Source organism: Mesorhizobium sp. AR10 (assembly GCF_024746795.1).
GTDB lineage: Bacteria > Pseudomonadota > Alphaproteobacteria > Rhizobiales > Rhizobiaceae > Mesorhizobium.
In genome coordinates this window covers 115008-131587 of sequence record NZ_CP080523.1, presented here as the reverse complement: position 1 = coordinate 131587, position 16580 = coordinate 115008, and the positions used below count along the sequence as shown (strand labels likewise).

The following is a 16580-nucleotide window of genomic DNA, read 5'->3' as shown; positions in this document are numbered from 1 at the left end:
CTTGGGTCACACGACGCCGCTGATCGCTTTTGGCCAATGACCAGTGCGAACGAGAAGGCGTATGATTGGATGGAAACCGTCGCTTGGCAGGCAGTCCGGCATTGAGGGCCGAACGTCCAGCGCGAAGCTCGGACCCGTCGATCCGCCACGCCGTTACGATGAGATCGGCAACTGCCACTGTTGTGAAGCCGCGCACAACGTTCGTTGCGATCGGATCGACCGTATTCATGTCTCCCACTCTGCTGACCGCATGAGAGCCACTTTGGCCTGATCCGGTGCTTTGCACGATGCTCCTACCTCGTAAGGCAGCAAGGCCGATCTGCTGGTCCTTAAGCGCCTCGCGGGCCATGTGATCCTCGTGCTCGCTGCGCGGTGGTGTGCGGAAGCGAGCCTGCTCGTCATACCTGCTATGCGCGCAGCATCCTCCCTAATGCCAGCAACTGCGGCGTAGTGATCGAGTCGCCGGCGCTGTCCGCGACCGGGTGCGACGCGAAGCGTGCAACCACCATCTCCGCCTTCGGCGCGACATACAGCCGCTGACCGTGGATGCCCCGTGCTTCGAACGAGCCCAACTCGTTGTGCGACACCCACCATTGGCCGCGATATGAGTAACCTAATTCGAGCTTGCCGGGATCGCTGCCTTCTTGCACGTCGCGCACGACAGACGCCGGAATGAGCTGCTTTCCATGCCACTCGCCTTCGCACCGCATCAGTTCGCCGAAGCGCGCAAAATCCCGCAGGGTCGCGCTCAGGCCACCCTCAGCCAGCGGCATGCCGCCCGAGTCGATCTCAAGATAGCCGTCCTCCTCGCAGCCGAGCGGCACCCATAGGCTCTCCTGCAGCAATTGTGCGAACGAGCGGCCGGTCACGCGCATCATGACCCAAGCCATCACCTGAGTGTTCAAGCTCTGGTAGGCGAACTCGCCGTGCGCGCCTTGCTTGCGCACAGTGCGCAGGTAATCGCACGAGGTCCGCGGCCCATCGTAGCCGGCCGGCCGCGGTAGCCGTCCGAAGGCCCGCCTATACGCCCAGATGTCGGAGTGCTCGTCGACATAGTCCTCGTTGAAGGCCAAGCCAGTCTGCATGTCCATCACCTGGCGCAGCGTGGCATCCTCCCACGCACTGCCCTCTAATTCGGGCAGATAGTGCGAGATCATTTTTGACTCGTTGAGCAGGCCTTCATACACGAGTACCGCCGCGAGCGTGCCAGCGTACGACTTCGTGCACGACTGGCACTCATGCGGTAGGTGCGGCTCGAGCGCGCCGAAGTAGCGCTCGTATACAATTTTTCCGCGATGCAGCACCACGATGCCATCAGTGTAGGTGTCGAACAGCGCGTCGTCGAAGCGTCGGGTGCGGCCGTTCATGTCGGCGAAAGTGAGCGCGTCAATCTCTGCGGACTTGTCGCCGCGTTCGAACTGCAAAGGCATGACCCGCCCGCGCCACACGTTCACGGTGGGCATGAGCTCGCGCATGTGCGAAAACGACCAGCGGATCTGTGGGAAGTCGCGGAAAGTGCCGCTCTCGAAAGTGATGCGCTTGTCGGCTGGTGGCGGCGCACCGCGCATCCAGCCGAACTCGCGCGGATCGGACGCGCGGCCGTCTAGATAGTGCTGTCCGTTGAACTCAAGCGTCCCCATCATAATCTCGTCTCTTCCACGTTTCCGACAAGTGTGACCAGTTCAACATCCTTGTCAGCTTGCACCCGCCCTTAGTATTGTTCCATGCTTGTTTGATCCGCCACGCACCGAATGACGCGGTCGCTTGCGCCATTCCGTGGAATGGTCACCCGCCCGCTCAAGCTCCCTTCAAACTCTTCACCGTCGCCTGTGGCGAGGCATTAAGCTGCACCCTATCGGGAACACTTGCCCTCCTTCGAATATGTGAGGTGACGTAAGGGTTTCAGACGACAGAAACCATCAGCGGATGCCGCGCAGGCGCTCCGAACGCCTCCTCAGCAACTCCACAGTGGTCAGCGCAATGATGGCGACTAGAACCAGAACGCTGGCGGCAGCAGTAATGCTAGGACTGATCTGCTCACGGAGTCCGGAAAAAATAACCTTCGGCAAGGTCCTTTGCTCGGGGCCGGCTACGAATAGGGCGACCACCACCTCGCCGAATGAGGTGAAGAATGCGAAGAGCGCGCCGGAGATCATCCCTGGAAGTATGAGCGGCATAGTGACCTTGAAGAAGGCTGTGATCGGCGGCGCCCCGAGCCCGGCGGCTGCGCGAGTCAGGGAGTGGTCGAAACCCACCAGGGTCGCGGTCACAGTGATGAGGACGAACGGTGTGCCTATCGTGGTGTGCGCCAGGATCAATCCGGCATAGGTGTTGAGCAGCCCGATATCGGCATAGAAAAAATAAGCAGCCACGGCAGTGATCACAATCGGGACGATGATGGGCGAAATCAGCACGCTCATTACCGCCGTGCGCCACGGAAAGTTCGGTCGGCTGAGCCCGAGCGCCGCAAGCGTCCCGAGAACGGTGGCCAGCAGGGTGACCGACAGGGCGACGAAGATCGAGTTGCGTAGCCCCTCCTGCCATCGTTCGGTCATGAAGATCTCCTCATACCAGCGAAGCGACAGCCCAGGCATGGGAAACGTGAAGAAGGGAACGGAATTGAACGAGAGCGGGATGATCACCAGGATTGGTGCGATCAGAAACAGCAGCGCGGCGCCGCCGATCAGGCGGTGCAGATAGTACCAGCCCTTCTCCATCGGAGAGGCATATGGGGAAACGGCCATCGTCTTATCCCATCTTGATCCGGTCGATACCGACCAGCTTGCTGAAAACGAAGTAAAGCAGCAGCGTCGCGATGAGCAGAATCGCGCCAAGGGCTGAGGCCATGCCCCAATTGAGCTGCTCGTTCGTGTATGTAGCAACGAAGTTGCTGACCATCCGGTCGGTCGGACCCCCGACGAGCGCTGGCGTGATGTAGTAGCCCAAGCACAGAATGAAGGTCAGCAGACAGCCGGAGCCGATCCCCGGGAGAGTCTGGGGGAAATAAACCTTCCAAAAGGCGTAGAATGGGCCGGCGCCAAGCGAGCGAGCGGCGCGGACGTGGCTGGGCGAGATCGTCTTCATCACGCTGTAGATTGGCAGCAGCGTGAACGGCAGCTGGATATGGGTCATGGCCACCACGGTGCCGAGCCTGTTGAAGATTAGTTCCGCAGGCTGTGATAAGACATGCAGCGCCATCAACATATCATTGATGACGCCGTGATCCTGCAGGAGCACGACCCAGGCAGCGGTTAGCACCAGGACCGAGGTCCAGAACGGCAGCAAGACAATGATCATCAGCAAGTTGCTGGTCCGGGGCGGTAATGTCGCCAAGAGATAGGCGAGCGGGAAGCCCAGCAGGAGAGTCGCGGCGGTCACGCCGATGCTGATAGCAATCGTGCGCAGGAAGATGCCGCGAAAGATTGCGTTCTCCTGCGGCGAGGCGACGATTTGGCTGTCGGCCCCATACTGAAGATCGACTGATCGCAGCAGGTAAAAGGCCGTAAAGGCCGACCTTCCGCGTTTCAGTAGGCTCCAGACGTCGTGCCGGCCCCAGAGTGGATTGATCTCGATGATTGCAGCTTGGTACGGGCCGGCCGAAAGCGCACTCACCTTTCGAGCGCTCGACATGACCTGGCTGGCGACGCCTGGCAACTCATAGTTCATGCGCTCGCCGATCTTGCCCGCAGTCTTCTGCGCCCACGCCTGCTTGAGGTCTCCGGCGAGAGCGGCATAAACACGCTCGTCGGGCGGGTCCTTGCCGTCCCAAGTGCTTAGCGCTGCCGTCGTTCGCGGCATTAGCTCCAGCAATGTGTCGTCATGGATCGCGTTGAGCATCATCCGGCTGATCGGGAAGACAAAGGCAACGAGGATGAACAGCAGAAGCGGCAGGACGAGGGCGAAAGCCCTCAGCTTGCGCTGGCGCTCGACCCGCTGCAGCTTAATTCGCAACGGAACCCCGTCGGGACTATCGAGGATTGGGACTGCGGTTGTCGCCATCGACTATTGTCTCACTCTCGCAGATCTTCTGTGCTAGGCGGCGAGGAGATTAAAAACTCCCCGCCGACCGTTGTTGTGTTGGTCTACTGCGAAATCCATGCGGTGAAGCGCTGATCCAGTTGCTCACCATTTTCAGCCCAGAAGGCGGTGTCGTATTCGAAAGCGTTGGTGATATGCGCGCTGCTCGCAATCGGGAGGTGCGGCAAGATCTCCGGATCGACAAGCGCGATCGCGTCCGCGTTGCCGGGAGCGTAGGCGATGTGTTTTGTCAATTCAGCTTGCGCCTCAGGTGAACTGGCGAAAGCGACGAATTTATAGGCCTCCTCCAGGCGCGGAGTCCCTTTCGGGATCGCCCAGTAGTCCCAGCCGATCTGTGGGGCGTCCCACATGATCTCGAAATTCTTGCCTGAGTTCTTAACTGCGTCATGGATACGGCCGTTCCAGGCCGATGTCATGATGACCTGACCGTCAGCGAGCAGCTGTACCTGCTGGGCGCCGGTCGACCACCAAACGACGTCATTCTTGATCGTGTCGAGCTTCTTGAACGCGCGATCTACACCCTCGGGCGTGCTTAAAACCTTGTATACGTCACCGATGGCCACCCCGTCAGCGACCAGCGCCCATTCCAGATTGCGTTGGGGGCTGTTGTTCAGTCCACGTTTCCCGGGGAATTTTTTAAGGTCGAACAGGTCGGCGATGGTCTTTGGGCCATTAGGAAGCCTGTCTTTGTCGTACGCAATGACGTTGCCGGCCGCCGAAATCGGGACCCCGCAATCGTGCTTCCCTTTGAACTTTGCCGGGTCGACGCCCAACTTGTTCCAATCGATCGTCTCAACCATGCCCACGGAGCACAGTTGGCCTATGCCGGACCCGATGCTGACTGCGTCCCAGCTTATGGTATTGGTCTCGACCATGGCGCGGATCTTGGCCGTGTCGCCGCTCCACTCGTCATCGGTGATTTTGATTCCGCTGGCCTTCGAGAAGGGTTCGAAAAAGGCTTTGCGCTGGGCTTCCTGAAACGCACCGCCCCAGGAGACGACAGTCAGCTGGTCTGCCGCTTGAGCGAGCTTTGCCGGCAGCGCTGCGCTCAGTGCTAAGCCTGTCACGCCTATGGCGCAGGCCATCATTAAACGTTTCCGCATTGTATTACTCCTCCGTGTTATGCCCTCCCAAAATGGGAGCGGCGCTCAAAAAGATTCGGTTCAGCCCTGTCGGCGGGCGTCAGGATGTCACGACGCGTCCAGCGCCCGACAATCCTCCGTTCTCCACCCGACCGTGATTGCCGCACCGGGCTGAACGTGAGCGCCGCCGTCCGAATTCGGTAGCTTCAGCACAAAATCGTCACGGCCACAGACCGACATCCGGGCACGAACGTGGTCGCCTAGGTAGATCACCTCGGTGACCCGCGCGCTGAAGACATTCGGTAGCGAGCCGGGTGTGGGGTTTAGTTTGACCCGTTCGGGTCGCAACGACAAAACTGTCAGCCGACCAACCATGTCGACGCTGACAGCCAGCGCCTGCACGTTGCCGGCCCCTGGAATTTCCACGGTGCAGGTCGTATCGTGTAAAGCGACGACTTTGCCATGAAGCTGGTTGTTTTCGCCGATGAACTGGGCGACGAAGCGATTTTGTGGCCGTTCGTACAGTTCGGCCGGCGCGGCGACCTGTTGGATGATGCCGTCGTTGAACACGGCAATGCGGTCCGACATGGTCAGCGCCTCGCTCTGATCATGAGTCACGTAAACTACGGTAATGCCGAGATCCTCGTGGATGTGCTTGATCTCGAGCTGCATCTCCTCGCGCAGCTGTCTGTCTAGTGCGCCGAGTGGCTCGTCCATGAGCACGAGCTTGGGCTCGAAGACGAGTGCGCGGGCGAGCGCCACTCGTTGCTGTTGACCGCCGGAAAGCTGACCAGGGCGGCGCTTGCCTTGGACACTGAGCCGGACCATGTTGAGCGCAACCTTAATCCGAGCTTCTATTTCAGACTTACCCAGCTTGCGGACCTTGAGCGGGAAAGCCAGGTTCTCCTCGACGGTCATATGCGGAAAAAGCGCGTAGTTTTGGAACACCATGCCAATGTTGCGCTTATGCGGGGGCATGCCGCTGATCGAGCGCCCCTCCAGATAAATGTGTCCCCTGGTGGGTACCTCGAAGCCGGCGAGCATCATGAGGGTCGTCGTTTTGCCAGATCCGGAGGGGCCTAGCATGGTCAAAAACTCACCCCGGGCGATATCCAAGTTGAGATTTTTGACGACCAGCGTTTCCCCGTCGTAGGTTTTCTGAATGCCGGAAAACTTTACAAAGGCATCGTTCGCGCCGGTCTGCTTCACTGATCCTTGTGTCGCTACTGGGGCACCGTCGGCCAGTAGACAATCACCACCTTGCGGCCTCTCAAGACCTTGTCGAAGATCCATTTGAAGTGTCTTCCGTTCCCATTGGATTATGTCATTTTGTTGAATGCACTATATCATTCTCAAAGCGCGGCGCAAGATAAAATTTGCACCTGCGCCTATTGCCCTAACGCACCCTGTAAGGAGCGCACGAGCGCCGGGGCGTGCGACCGGCGACGAGATCGCAGACGATCGCCGCTGTCATGGGGGCGCCGCTGATTCCCATGTGGCCATGGCCAGTGGCAAACAGGATGGTGGCATGATCGGGATGGGGACCGATGATCGGCAGGCTGTCCGGCGTCGACGGTCTTACGCCCATCCAATGGCTCATCTCGCCTATTCGCAGGTCTGGCAACATTGCGCGGGCGCACGCCACCAGCTTGTTGCTCTGCTTCGGATCGCGCGGCGCACCGGGTGCATCGAACTCCGCGATGCCCACGATGCGCAGCCCTTCCTCCAGAGGCGTGGCGACAAAGGCCGATTCTGCGTCGGTCACAGGGCGGCTGATGACGCTGGTAATGCCGGGCATAGTGACGTGATAGCCCCGCTCGCTGGCCAAAGACAGGGAAATTCCGAGGGAGCGGCCCAGGTCCCGGCTGGCGATGCCTGCTGCAATGACCACGACGTCGCAGCGGTGAGGCCCCGTGTTTGTCTGCAGCGTCACCCCGTCGATGCCGGGCTCGAAAGCCAACACCCGTGCCGTGCGAATAGCAACGCCCAATGCGGCGGCCCGCCCCATTAGACCCTCCACTAGCGCTAGCGGTGAGGTCACATGCCCGCCGCCAGAAAAAAAAATCCCGCGTCGGTAGTCACGGGACAAGCCCGGCTCTAATTCGCTGAGCTCCTCGGCATTGAGCCTCTCGAATGCGACGCCATGCGCTGCCCGCAACCTGTCCACAAGCCCGTCGAGTGCGCCAGGTGAAACATCGCGCGAGACATGCAGGGCGCCGTTCGGCCTGAACACCCGTTTCCACTCAATCTCGCCGAGCATGTCACGATAAAGCTCTGCACAGGGGGCATGGAGAGCATGCAACGCCACATAGGCCGCCTCCCAGGCGTCCCGGCGGCCGGTTAGCAGGAAGCGGACGAGCCATGGGAGGGTGCGAGGCATCTCACGTGGCGCGAGGCGCACCGGACCGTTGGTGTCGGCGAGCCAGCGTAGCGCACGCCACATGACACCGGGATGAGCCATGGGGAAAGACGATCCCGCATTGTATTGGGCGCCATTACCCCAAGAGCAGCCATGGCCGATACGACCCTCCTCGATCACGGTGACACGGTGTCCTTCATGCGCCAGCATGAGCGCGCAACTCGCGCCGATTACGCCCCCGCCAATGACGGCGACGGTCCGTTGTTCAACCATGGGGATATCTCCTCGTAGATCTGTTTCTTATGGTCAGCATGACAATGAATACAGAGCGACAGGGCGATCACGATCCGTTCCCCCGTTAAGAGGATTGACATAGTTCAATGCCGCCCGAATTCAATCCTATTGACCTATTACGGACACAAATTCTAGCATGGCTCAATGGTATTTTTGTTTCAAAAATCCCGACGGCACCGAGAAGCCGGCCCCCAATTCGCCGTAGGTGATCACGGACGGTAATTCGCAAGCCGCTATGCCGAGGCGATATTTACAGCACATCAGATACTAGGCAACGCGCAGGAATTTTATGCTGACATCAAAGCGCGCGTGAAGTCGGTTGGCCGCAATCCTGACAACGTCAAGGTCTTGCCCGGCATCAGCCCCTTCATCGGTTCAACCGAGGTGGAAGCCCGCGCACTGCATGACGAGTCAACGAGCTGACGCAGCCGGAATATTCTCTCGATCAGCTACGCCGCATCGTCGACGCCGACCTTTCCAGCTACGACCTGGACGGACCATTTCCGCGCGAGCTCATCCGTGTCGAGGGTGAGCGCGGTGCGAGCAGCGGCTTCCACGTTGTACTCGACATCATCGAGCGCGAGAATCCAACCATCCGCCAGTTGCTCCACCGCCTCGCCGGGGCGCGCGGGCATTGGGTCCAGGCGGGGACGCTTGAACAGATTGCCGACAACATCCAGGAATGGTTCGACAACGGTGCCGCGGACGGTTTCAATATCATGCCGCCCTACCTGCAGGGCGGGTTCGATATATTCGCCGAGGAGGTGGTGCCGATCTTGCGCAGGCGCGGACTTTTCCGGGGTCAGAACAAGAGCTGTGCAGAATCGTACGCGGCCCTTATCAACCAAAGACCGCAATATCCTTGTGACCTATGGCCTTTCATGCGATTCTTCGGGCTGGTCTAAGGAGGTGAGAATGCCTGAAATACGCCCACATGCAACCCATCTCCTGCCCGTCGCAATTTGCCTAGCCAACGTCGCAAGAGGAATTCGAAAGCGGCCGAGCAACTTTCGCGCTTCCCGCCGAAATATGTAAAACCGTTGCCAAGCAGGTGTCCGCTTGGGAGAGCTTGTAGAAGTGTCCTGAATGGCTGCAATGCGCCGGTGGGTTCAATCGTTCGTCGCAACACCTTTAATCTGGGATGATGAGGAGGTGTGGGATGATGACGTCACGGATCTGGTTTACTTCAGCGCAGAAGGCCGAACTATGGGAGCGCTGGAAGCAAGGTCAGAGCATTTCGTCGATCTCTCGGGCACTGGATCGCAGGAACAAGTCCGGCGTTCAGCGGATTGTATCCTTTCACGGCGGCATTGCTCCGTCAGCAAGGCGTAGAGCGGCCTCGGCTCTCAGGCTGGCGGAGCGCGAAGAGATATCTCGGGGGATCGCGGCGGGTCTTGCGATACGCGCTATTGCACGAAGTCTCGGGCGATCCCCATCGACAGTATGTCGCGAGGTCTTGCGCAATGGTGGTGCGCAAGCCTACCGCTCGATCCGAGCCGACAAGCATGCGTGGGAGCGAGCGCTGCGCCCCAAGCAGTGTCGCTTGGCCTGCAATGGACGGCTACGATGGCGGGTGGCGCAAAAGCTCGCGCTGCAATGGTCGCCGGAGCAGATAGCAGGCTGGCTGAGGCGACAGTATGCGGACGATCCAAACATGCGGATATCTCATGAAGCGATCTATCGCAGTCTCTTTATCCAGTCGCGCGGTGTGCTCAAGAAGGAGCTGACAGCCCATTTGCGCACCAGGCGGCAGATGCGCCTTGCCAAGGGCGCACAAACCCAGACTGGACAAGGGCAAATCCTGGATATGGTCTCCATCCGCGAGCGCCCCGCCGAGGCTGAGGATCGCGCCGTCCCAGGTCACTGGGAGGGTGATCTGCTCACCGGCGCGAACGACACGCACATCGCTACCCTCGTCGAGCGACACAGCCGCTTCACGATGCTCGTGAAGTTGAAGAAAAGAGACTCCGCGACCGTCGTGGCAGCCTTGGCCCAACAGATCGGCAAACTGCCCAAAGAGTTGCGGCGCTCGCTAACGTGGGACCAGGGAAAAGAGATGGCTCGTCACCAGAGCTTCACCGTTGCAACCGATGTACGGGTCTACTTCTGCGATCCGCGCAGTCCCTGGCAGCGCGGCAGCAACGAAAATACCAACGGTCTGCTCAGGCAATACTTCCCGAGAGGAACCAACCTCTCCCGTGTCTCGCAGGCCCAACTCAACGCCGTTGCCCTGCGCCTCAATCAACGGCCTAGAAAAACCCTGGACTTCGAAACACCGGCCGATAGCCTACAAAAGGTGTTGCGGTGACCAGTTGAACTCACCGGCGCATTGCTGACCGTAGCCTGGGGGCCGTCGGCGTTCGGTCCGCTTTCGAGGGAACCCGGATCTAATCGAGGTTGGAGCATAAAGCGAAAATAGCCGATTCTCGTTTTCGCTGCCGCTTGCCGTATCGATGCGGATCACTGGGGAATCGCGTCCGTTTCCAGAAGCTCCCGCAGCGCCAGGACGCTCGTCTCGAGGCGCGTTTCGTACTTCTTTCCTAGCTTGGCTTGCCGGGCCAAATTCACGAACTGGTTCTCTCCGGTTACCATGTCGGCATAGGCGACGACAGCGCAGAACGACGCCATGTCGCGGAAGTCGTTTTCTTCAAGCGGCCGGGATTGCGCCTCTATGCGCAAGGCGATCTCCCGCTCGATGTGATAGGTCGGCACATCGTCAACCAGCCGGTGGGCCAGTTCCTTGCCTATATCTGCGGTGGATTGCCAGCCAGCTCCCATCTTGTTGGCAAAACCAACGATAAGATCCAGATCGTTGATGAGCAGCCGCGCGCCCTGGATTCGGCGGCGCATGGCAAGACTTTCACCCGCGTTGCGACCACGGCGCTCTTCTATGGTCGAGCGCAAGCGGTCTGTCCCGCGTGAGAAGTTCTGAACCGCAACCAATCGGTGGTCGTCGGGCGCCTCCACCAAATGATCATAGAGACATTTGACCGGGTTGGAGCGGATGAACGCGACGACCTTCTCCGGAATGCTGAGGCCAAGCCGTTCATCTTCCCATTCTGCCGTGGCCTCAAAAAATACGTTGGACAGGAACCAGTCGTCCTGTGTATCGGGCATTGGCAGTTTGAGGTGATCGGCGACGACACGGCCCACCTCCACCTCGAGCCGTTTTTGGCGTCCTCGAAACACCAACCCCTTGCTCAAGACAGCCTGCACAAAGGCCAGATCGCGGCGGCGTTCCGTATCCGCTACTTTGTAAGTTTCATAGAGATTTGTGGACGTGAGCGGCAGCACCAACCGCCCTGCAACAACCTCTGTGCGCACGGACTGAAGCAACTTGTGAAACTCGGTATGGTCGTCGGGCTTTTTGAATGCCCGCGCCAGGTCGATCCACTTGTTCTGGTCGAGATAGACGATTCGCATGCTTGGCGACTCCCTGTCGCTCCCATTCGGCATCTTAGACCAGCGGCGGCAACGGAACACGCCGGAAGGCCGAGACACCGGCCCTGAAACCAGTTCTTGCGCACAGGTAAAGCAGGCCTCCCCCCGGGGGTGGCGCCAATTTACGTCAAAATTGATTGACGTCGCCCCGAATATAATACACCGTGCAATTATAACAATTGCACACCTGCGCTGGAGGCGCCTCCATGACCACCAATTCGAAGATTGATGAACTCGAACGCCTTCTGAATAGCGAAGAGGATGTCCCGATTCAGATTCTGCCGAATGGCGAGATTCGTCAGATAGGCCAAACCACCTCCGCAGAGCTTGGCACGAAGAAGCCACTCACCATGCGCGAGAACCTCGGAGGCGAGTACTAAGCATGCCGATGGACATAGCCAGGATTCACCGGGAGTTCGCGGAAGCGCAGCGCACCTTCGCATTGGTCGAGCTTCGCCCAACCGCCGAGGGCACAGTTTACGCGCGCACCGCTCTGCAGACGAGCAATGGTAAGCAGTACGTTTTGTCGATCCGATTTACGGATAGCTACCCGAACGAAATGCCCCGCGTATATGTCGACGCGCCGGCAATCACCACCGCCCCTCATCGCTATCAAGGCGGTTACATCTGCTATCTCCACCCATCGATGTGGAATCCCGGCGCGCATCACCTGACCTTCGTGATCGCGCGCGCCGCGAAGTGGCTGAACAAATACGAAGTCTGGCTCAACAACGGGGGTGTCTGGCCCGGCGCGCAAATCAAACACTAGGGGTTCATTTTGAAAGTTGATTTTAAGACACTGAAAATGATGGAGTTGCGCAGCTCGCCGGGCGAGGTCTTGGACCGCGTGGCGAGAGACGGCGAAGTTTTCATCGTTGAACGAAACGGGCAGCCCAAAGCCTGTCTTGTGCCGGTTTCCTTTCTGCTCCCGGACATCCCACCCGAACGAATTGCCAAGGATCTGAATAAGCTCGACGGCAACGATACGAACTACAAACTCACCATCAACGATAGCAAAGAACTCGAGATCAGCTGTCTCGAGAAGGCTGCCGACGAAGATATCGTCATCACTGTCGTGCTGCCGCATGGATATCCGAATTCCGCACCGCGGCTCTATGCCGAGCAAGTCGCGCCCAATGCGCCGCACCGTTGGCCAGACGGATCACTGTCAATTTTTGGCGCGACCGCAGCCTGGAATTCAAAAACACACGACGCCGCCCATGCGCTCAATCTCGCGCGTGGCTGGCTGAAACACTACGCCAAGTGGCGAAAAACCGGCAACTGGCCGGGAGCGAGCGAGGCCCTATGAGCGATCGCACATTCGAGCGGATTGAGAACCTTTTCGACATCAGCCTGTTCAAGGATGTTCGAGTCCTTGTCGCAGGCTGCGGATCGGGTGGGGCAAACGTCGCGCTTCAACTGTGTCATGTCGGGCGTGCAAAATTTCACGCTGGTCGACAATGACACCCTGGGCTCTGAAAACGTGATCCGGCATATCTGCGGCCGGAGCTTTGTCGGCCAAAAGAAAGTGGACGCTGTTGCCAGCGTCCTTCTCGACCGCAATCCCAACGCGAACATCGTCAAGATCGACGCTGACATCATGAGCTATCCGGACCTCGACGCCGAGGTCCGAAAATCTCACGCCGTGGTGCTCGCAACAGACAACGAGCCCTCACGCTATACCATCAATGAAATCTGTGTTCGCAACGCCGTCCCTTTCGTCGTCGGCCGTGTCTTCACCCGGGGAATCGGTGGTGAAGTTTTTGCCTTTCGGCCGCCCGCTGGGGGGTGTCTGGCCTGCCTCGAAAGCCGCCTGGAGCGGACGCAATTCAGAGAGGGCATCAAGGAAATCGACCTGGTTTCCGAGGAAGAGCGCGAGAAAGTGTACGGGATGGAAATCGAGGAGATCAAAGACTCTCCCGGACTTGCCGTCGATATCGCCTTTATCAGCGCGTTCCACACCCGCTTCATCCTCGATGCCATCGCCCGGCAGTTGAACGAGCGACCCAAGTACCTGACGCCGATCGATGAAAACTACGTCGTGTGGGGCAATCGGCCAGTACACCCGTTCAACAAGCATTTTCAACTTCAACGGATCACGCTCGACGCGCAGGCGGGGTGCGCGGTGTGCTCGTCCAGGAGCAGCACCCATGTTTAGACGCAAGAAACCTGCCTTTTTGATCGCTATCGCGAATGGTGCGCTCGAGTCGATTTTCGATGATTGCGACAAGTTTGATGTCGATGAGACAGGCGGCCGGCTGCTTGGCACTTACCAGCAAGAGGGCGGGCGGCTTGAGATTCAGGTCAAAGGCGTCCTAGAGGCGGGGCCAAAAGCCGAGCGGTCGCCCACATATTTTATGCAGGACGGAGAACATCAAGAAAAGCTGTTCCGTGCCATCGAAGCTGGGCATCCCGATATCGAGCATTTAGGCAATTGGCATACACATCACGTCAACGGTTACCCGACCTTGAGCGGTGGTGATCACCAAACCTATTTCCGGACTGTCAATCACGAGAACCACAATACCGATTTCTTCTACGCGTTGCTGGTCGTGAAAAAGAACCATGGCGAGAACCTGCGGTACGACATCAAGCATTTCATTTTTCTGCGGAACGAAAAAACCGTCTACGAAGTGCCGCCGAGCAACGTGCGCATCGTCGATACGCCGGTGCTGCAACCTCCCAAGATTGAGACAAGAGCGGCCCGGGATCGCCGCTCGTCCATGGGCGACCAAAGCGCCGCCAATCCGGAGCGAGTAAAGGATCAGGAATTCTTCGCGGAATTCCATCCAGGCATGCGGGCCCTCTTTTCGCAGCGCGCGGGCGCTCCCTACTGGAAGGGCGCGCTGACCTTGGTCGACGGCTCGTCGGCCGATGTCGTGGCGATCGAAAGCAGCGATGACGGCGAAACGTCATACTCGATCGCAGCTTCTTGCAAGCAGCCCGGCGTGGAAGATGTCGTCGCGCAATACAAAACCAAACTGTTCCGTTCCGCGCGACACGCGGTCTTCGACTTGGAGCGCGATCTCAACCGGGCAATCTACAGCGGCAAGAGGGGCTCGACATGAACATCATTACTGCCAATGTCGGCCAGGGTGCACTCGCAATCGTCCGTCATCAGGCCGAAGCCATCATTGTCGACGCGCGCGTTCCGCCGGCAGATGACGATACCGTAGCGTACGTCAAACAGCTGCTGGCGCTTTCACTCAAAGGCCATTCCGTGAAAGGGCTCATCCTTACCGGATTTGACAACGACCATACGGAGATCGTCGGTACGTCGATCGTCTTGCGCAAATATCGCCCGGACTGGGTGATGTACCCGACCTATTACAAGGACAGCGCCGAGGCCAAACGTGTGTTCGCTCTTATCAACGACGAGGTGCGCGCAAGAGCCGGCTCCAACAATCCATTGCGCACCGTGTCAGTTCGGCTGGACAAGCTGGCTAACCGCAAGTTGCTCGGCCTCTCAAGCAAGTTCGAGTTTGAGCTGTTCTCCCCGCACATCGAGGACATGGACTGCTCGAACAATTGCAGCATTGTCCTTAAATTGACGGGCATCGGCCACCGCGGCTTTTCATACCTGATTACCGGCGATACGGAGAATCCGCGTTGGGATACCATTGAAGAATACTTTGGCGACAGCTTAAAATCGCATGTCCTTGCAGCGCCCCATCACGGCTCGAGGAACGCCACCCACCCGAAGGCGTTGGTGCGCATCGCACCGCACACCGTGCTCATCAGCGCCGGTGTCGACAGCCAGTATGGCCATCCGCACCCTCAGGCGCTTCGCGTTTACGCCAGCGTTGCCAAGCATGTCTTTTCAACCAACATGGAAGGTGGCGTTTCGCTTCTCACCCAACCGGGCGCTACAGACCTGACGACGACACTCATCACGTCCATCAACGCCGACCAAGCTGCATAACGGCCCGGCATGCAGGGCGACGAAAACAAGATTGGTTTGGCTCTGTCTGGCGGGGGGTCCCGCGCAATCGCGTTCCACCTCGGCTGTCTTCGAGCGCTCCACCGGCTCGGACTAATCGAACGCGTCGTCATCCTTTCGACGGTGTCAGGCGGCAGCGTCATCGGCGCGTATTTTCACGCGCATAAGGGAGATTTCCCATCGTTTGAAACCAAGATCCGCGAACTCCTCGCGCAAGGTCTGGTCAAGCCGATGGTGAAAAAGCTTTTCAGCCCGCTCGGCCTGAAGGTCCTTTGTTCCACTTTGCTCATAGGCTCTATCGCGATCTGTACCGCGATACTTAGGATGGTGATGAGGATCGCAAGGTGGATCGTTCCGGGGGCTCTGTCTGACTGCTTCGAACGATTCGAAATACGATCGCCATTACATCGCTTTGCAAACCGGACGACCTTGCTGGAGGCAGCGCTGGACGACGTTTTGTTCAAGAGCGCCTCGCTCGGCAGCCTGCCGACAAGCCCGCATCTCGTTATCAATGCGACGGAATTGCGGACGGGCTCCGCCTTTCGATTTGGCACAAAGGAGTCGGGTTCTTGGAGATGGGGTAGGCTCCATCGCAACGATGTTTCCATTGCGCACGCAGTCGCCGCTTCTGCTGCCTATCCGCTCTTTTTACCGGCCTTTGACGAGACACTTATTTTCGACAAGGACGGCCAACTTCGGTCGGACCGCGTGGTTCTTACGGATGGAGGCGTCTATGACAATCTCGGGTTGGGGTGCCTTTGGCCAGACCGCTCAGCTGATGTCAGCCTGAACGTGATTCCAGTCGACACGATTGTTTGTTGTTCGGCTGGGTATGGTCTGCGCCGTGATCCTCCCTCCCAATTTTTTTTCGCGCGCATGTTCAGTGTGTTCGGCGCACTATTCGACCGTGCGCAGAATGCAGCGATGCATCGCCTGCATGAAGCTAAGCGATCACGGCAAATCAAGACCTTTATTCTGCCCTATCTCGGCCAACAGGATCGCGAAGTGCCCAACCCGCCCGCGGACCTGGTGCGCCGGGAAGAGGTGCATACCTATCCTACGAATTTCAGCGCCATGACCACCGAGTGGATTGACCGGTTGAGCCTGCGCGGCGAGCAGTTGACCCTCTGCTTGGCGCGGGCGCACATTCCACACGTTGCCGGAGCATCATAACAGGGCCGACATTGGACGACCTTCTGTGTGGGCCTTCGCCGTCTTAAGAATGCTCTTGAAGAGCTTTCGCAGTCACAGGACAAGCATGGCGCTTGCACGCCGGACGTGCCCGCACCACGCTGGTCGTTTAAGGTGGTTATCCGCCTACGTCCGCTTTTAGGAAGCCTCAGATAGTCGTTGAACGGCGTGAATGAAGGCGCGTAGCGGTCATCCGAACACCGGCACGCAGAATACGCATTTGGGTGATCGACGT

General features: G+C 58.8%; 15 protein-coding genes and 1 pseudogene. 9 read left to right on the top strand and 7 right to left on the bottom strand.

Going from position 1 to position 16580, the window contains the following annotated elements; translation table 11 throughout:
• Positions 1-407: 407 nt before the first annotated feature.
• The 6 genes from LHFGNBLO_RS00615 to LHFGNBLO_RS00590 all read right to left on the bottom strand — a co-directional run bounded on the left by LHFGNBLO_RS00615 (position 408) and on the right by LHFGNBLO_RS00590 (position 7752).
• Entirely contained in the window at positions 408-1643 is a 1236-nt protein-coding gene (locus LHFGNBLO_RS00615; protein WP_319944161.1) for a serine hydrolase, read from the bottom strand.
• Positions 1644-1919: 276 nt separating this feature from the next.
• The gene (locus LHFGNBLO_RS00610) at positions 1920-2744 is read right to left on the bottom strand and encodes an ABC transporter permease (RefSeq protein ID WP_258600255.1); all 825 of its coding nucleotides are present in this window, start codon (positions 2742-2744) and stop codon (positions 1920-1922) included.
• Positions 2745-2748: 4 nt separating this feature from the next.
• Positions 2749-3999, bottom strand: a complete 1251-nt coding sequence (locus LHFGNBLO_RS00605) for an ABC transporter permease (protein ID WP_258600254.1) — start codon at positions 3997-3999, stop codon at positions 2749-2751.
• Positions 4000-4082: 83 nt separating this feature from the next.
• Positions 4083-5141, bottom strand: coding sequence for an ABC transporter substrate-binding protein (locus tag LHFGNBLO_RS00600; RefSeq protein WP_258600253.1), 1059 nt, complete (start codon positions 5139-5141; stop codon positions 4083-4085).
• Between the two features lie 87 nt (positions 5142-5228).
• Positions 5229-6329 carry an ABC transporter ATP-binding protein gene (locus LHFGNBLO_RS00595; protein WP_258600251.1) on the bottom strand — a complete coding sequence of 367 codons (1101 nt, stop codon included), beginning with the start codon at positions 6327-6329 and terminating at the stop codon, positions 5229-5231.
• Between the two features lie 187 nt (positions 6330-6516).
• Positions 6517-7752, bottom strand: coding sequence for an NAD(P)/FAD-dependent oxidoreductase (locus LHFGNBLO_RS00590; RefSeq protein ID WP_258600250.1), 1236 nt, complete (start codon positions 7750-7752; stop codon positions 6517-6519).
• A 243-nt stretch (positions 7753-7995) separates the two neighbouring features.
• Between LHFGNBLO_RS00590 and LHFGNBLO_RS00585 the strand changes: the two are divergent.
• Both LHFGNBLO_RS00585 and LHFGNBLO_RS00580 read left to right on the top strand, forming a co-directional pair.
• Positions 7996-8573: pseudogene (locus tag LHFGNBLO_RS00585) on the top strand (LLM class flavin-dependent oxidoreductase); the annotation flags it as partial.
• A gap of 341 nt (positions 8574-8914) precedes the next feature.
• Positions 8915-10081, top strand: a complete 1167-nt coding sequence (locus LHFGNBLO_RS00580) for an IS30 family transposase (protein ID WP_258600248.1) — start codon at positions 8915-8917, stop codon at positions 10079-10081.
• A gap of 152 nt (positions 10082-10233) precedes the next feature.
• Here LHFGNBLO_RS00580 and LHFGNBLO_RS00575 read toward each other — a convergent pair whose 3' ends face one another.
• Positions 10234-11196 carry a hypothetical protein gene (locus LHFGNBLO_RS00575; protein WP_258600247.1) on the bottom strand — a complete coding sequence of 321 codons (963 nt, stop codon included), beginning with the start codon at positions 11194-11196 and terminating at the stop codon, positions 10234-10236.
• A gap of 224 nt (positions 11197-11420) precedes the next feature.
• Between LHFGNBLO_RS00575 and LHFGNBLO_RS00570 the strand changes: the two genes are divergently transcribed.
• From LHFGNBLO_RS00570 to LHFGNBLO_RS00540, 7 genes are all read left to right on the top strand, one after another.
• The gene (locus tag LHFGNBLO_RS00570) at positions 11421-11594 is read left to right on the top strand and encodes a hypothetical protein (protein WP_258600245.1); all 174 of its coding nucleotides are present in this window, start codon (positions 11421-11423) and stop codon (positions 11592-11594) included.
• A gap of 2 nt (positions 11595-11596) precedes the next feature.
• Entirely contained in the window at positions 11597-11983 is a 387-nt protein-coding gene (locus tag LHFGNBLO_RS00565) for a ubiquitin-conjugating enzyme E2 (RefSeq protein WP_258600243.1), read from the top strand.
• Between the two features lie 9 nt (positions 11984-11992).
• A complete protein-coding gene (locus LHFGNBLO_RS00560; protein ID WP_258600242.1) occupies positions 11993-12523 on the top strand; it encodes a type II toxin-antitoxin system Phd/YefM family antitoxin in 531 nt (176 codons plus the stop codon).
• 66 nt (positions 12524-12589) lie between these two features.
• On the top strand, positions 12590-13372 hold the full coding sequence (locus LHFGNBLO_RS00555) for a ThiF family adenylyltransferase (RefSeq protein WP_258600240.1): 783 nt from the start codon (positions 12590-12592) through the stop codon (positions 13370-13372).
• Positions 13365-14282 (top strand): hypothetical protein, encoded by a 918-nt coding sequence (locus LHFGNBLO_RS00550; protein WP_258600239.1) that lies wholly within the window; start codon positions 13365-13367, stop codon positions 14280-14282. Before LHFGNBLO_RS00555 ends, LHFGNBLO_RS00550 begins: the two co-directional genes overlap by 8 nt.
• Positions 14279-15136: a ComEC/Rec2 family competence protein gene (locus tag LHFGNBLO_RS00545; protein WP_258600237.1), complete on the top strand. Its 858-nt coding sequence runs from the start codon at positions 14279-14281 to the stop codon at positions 15134-15136. The genes LHFGNBLO_RS00550 and LHFGNBLO_RS00545 overlap by 4 nt, the downstream gene beginning before the upstream one ends.
• 9 nt (positions 15137-15145) lie before the next feature.
• Complete coding sequence (locus LHFGNBLO_RS00540; protein ID WP_258600235.1) at positions 15146-16327, top strand: patatin-like phospholipase family protein; 1182 nt, start codon at positions 15146-15148, stop codon at positions 16325-16327.
• The last annotated feature ends 253 nt before the right edge of the window (positions 16328-16580 follow it).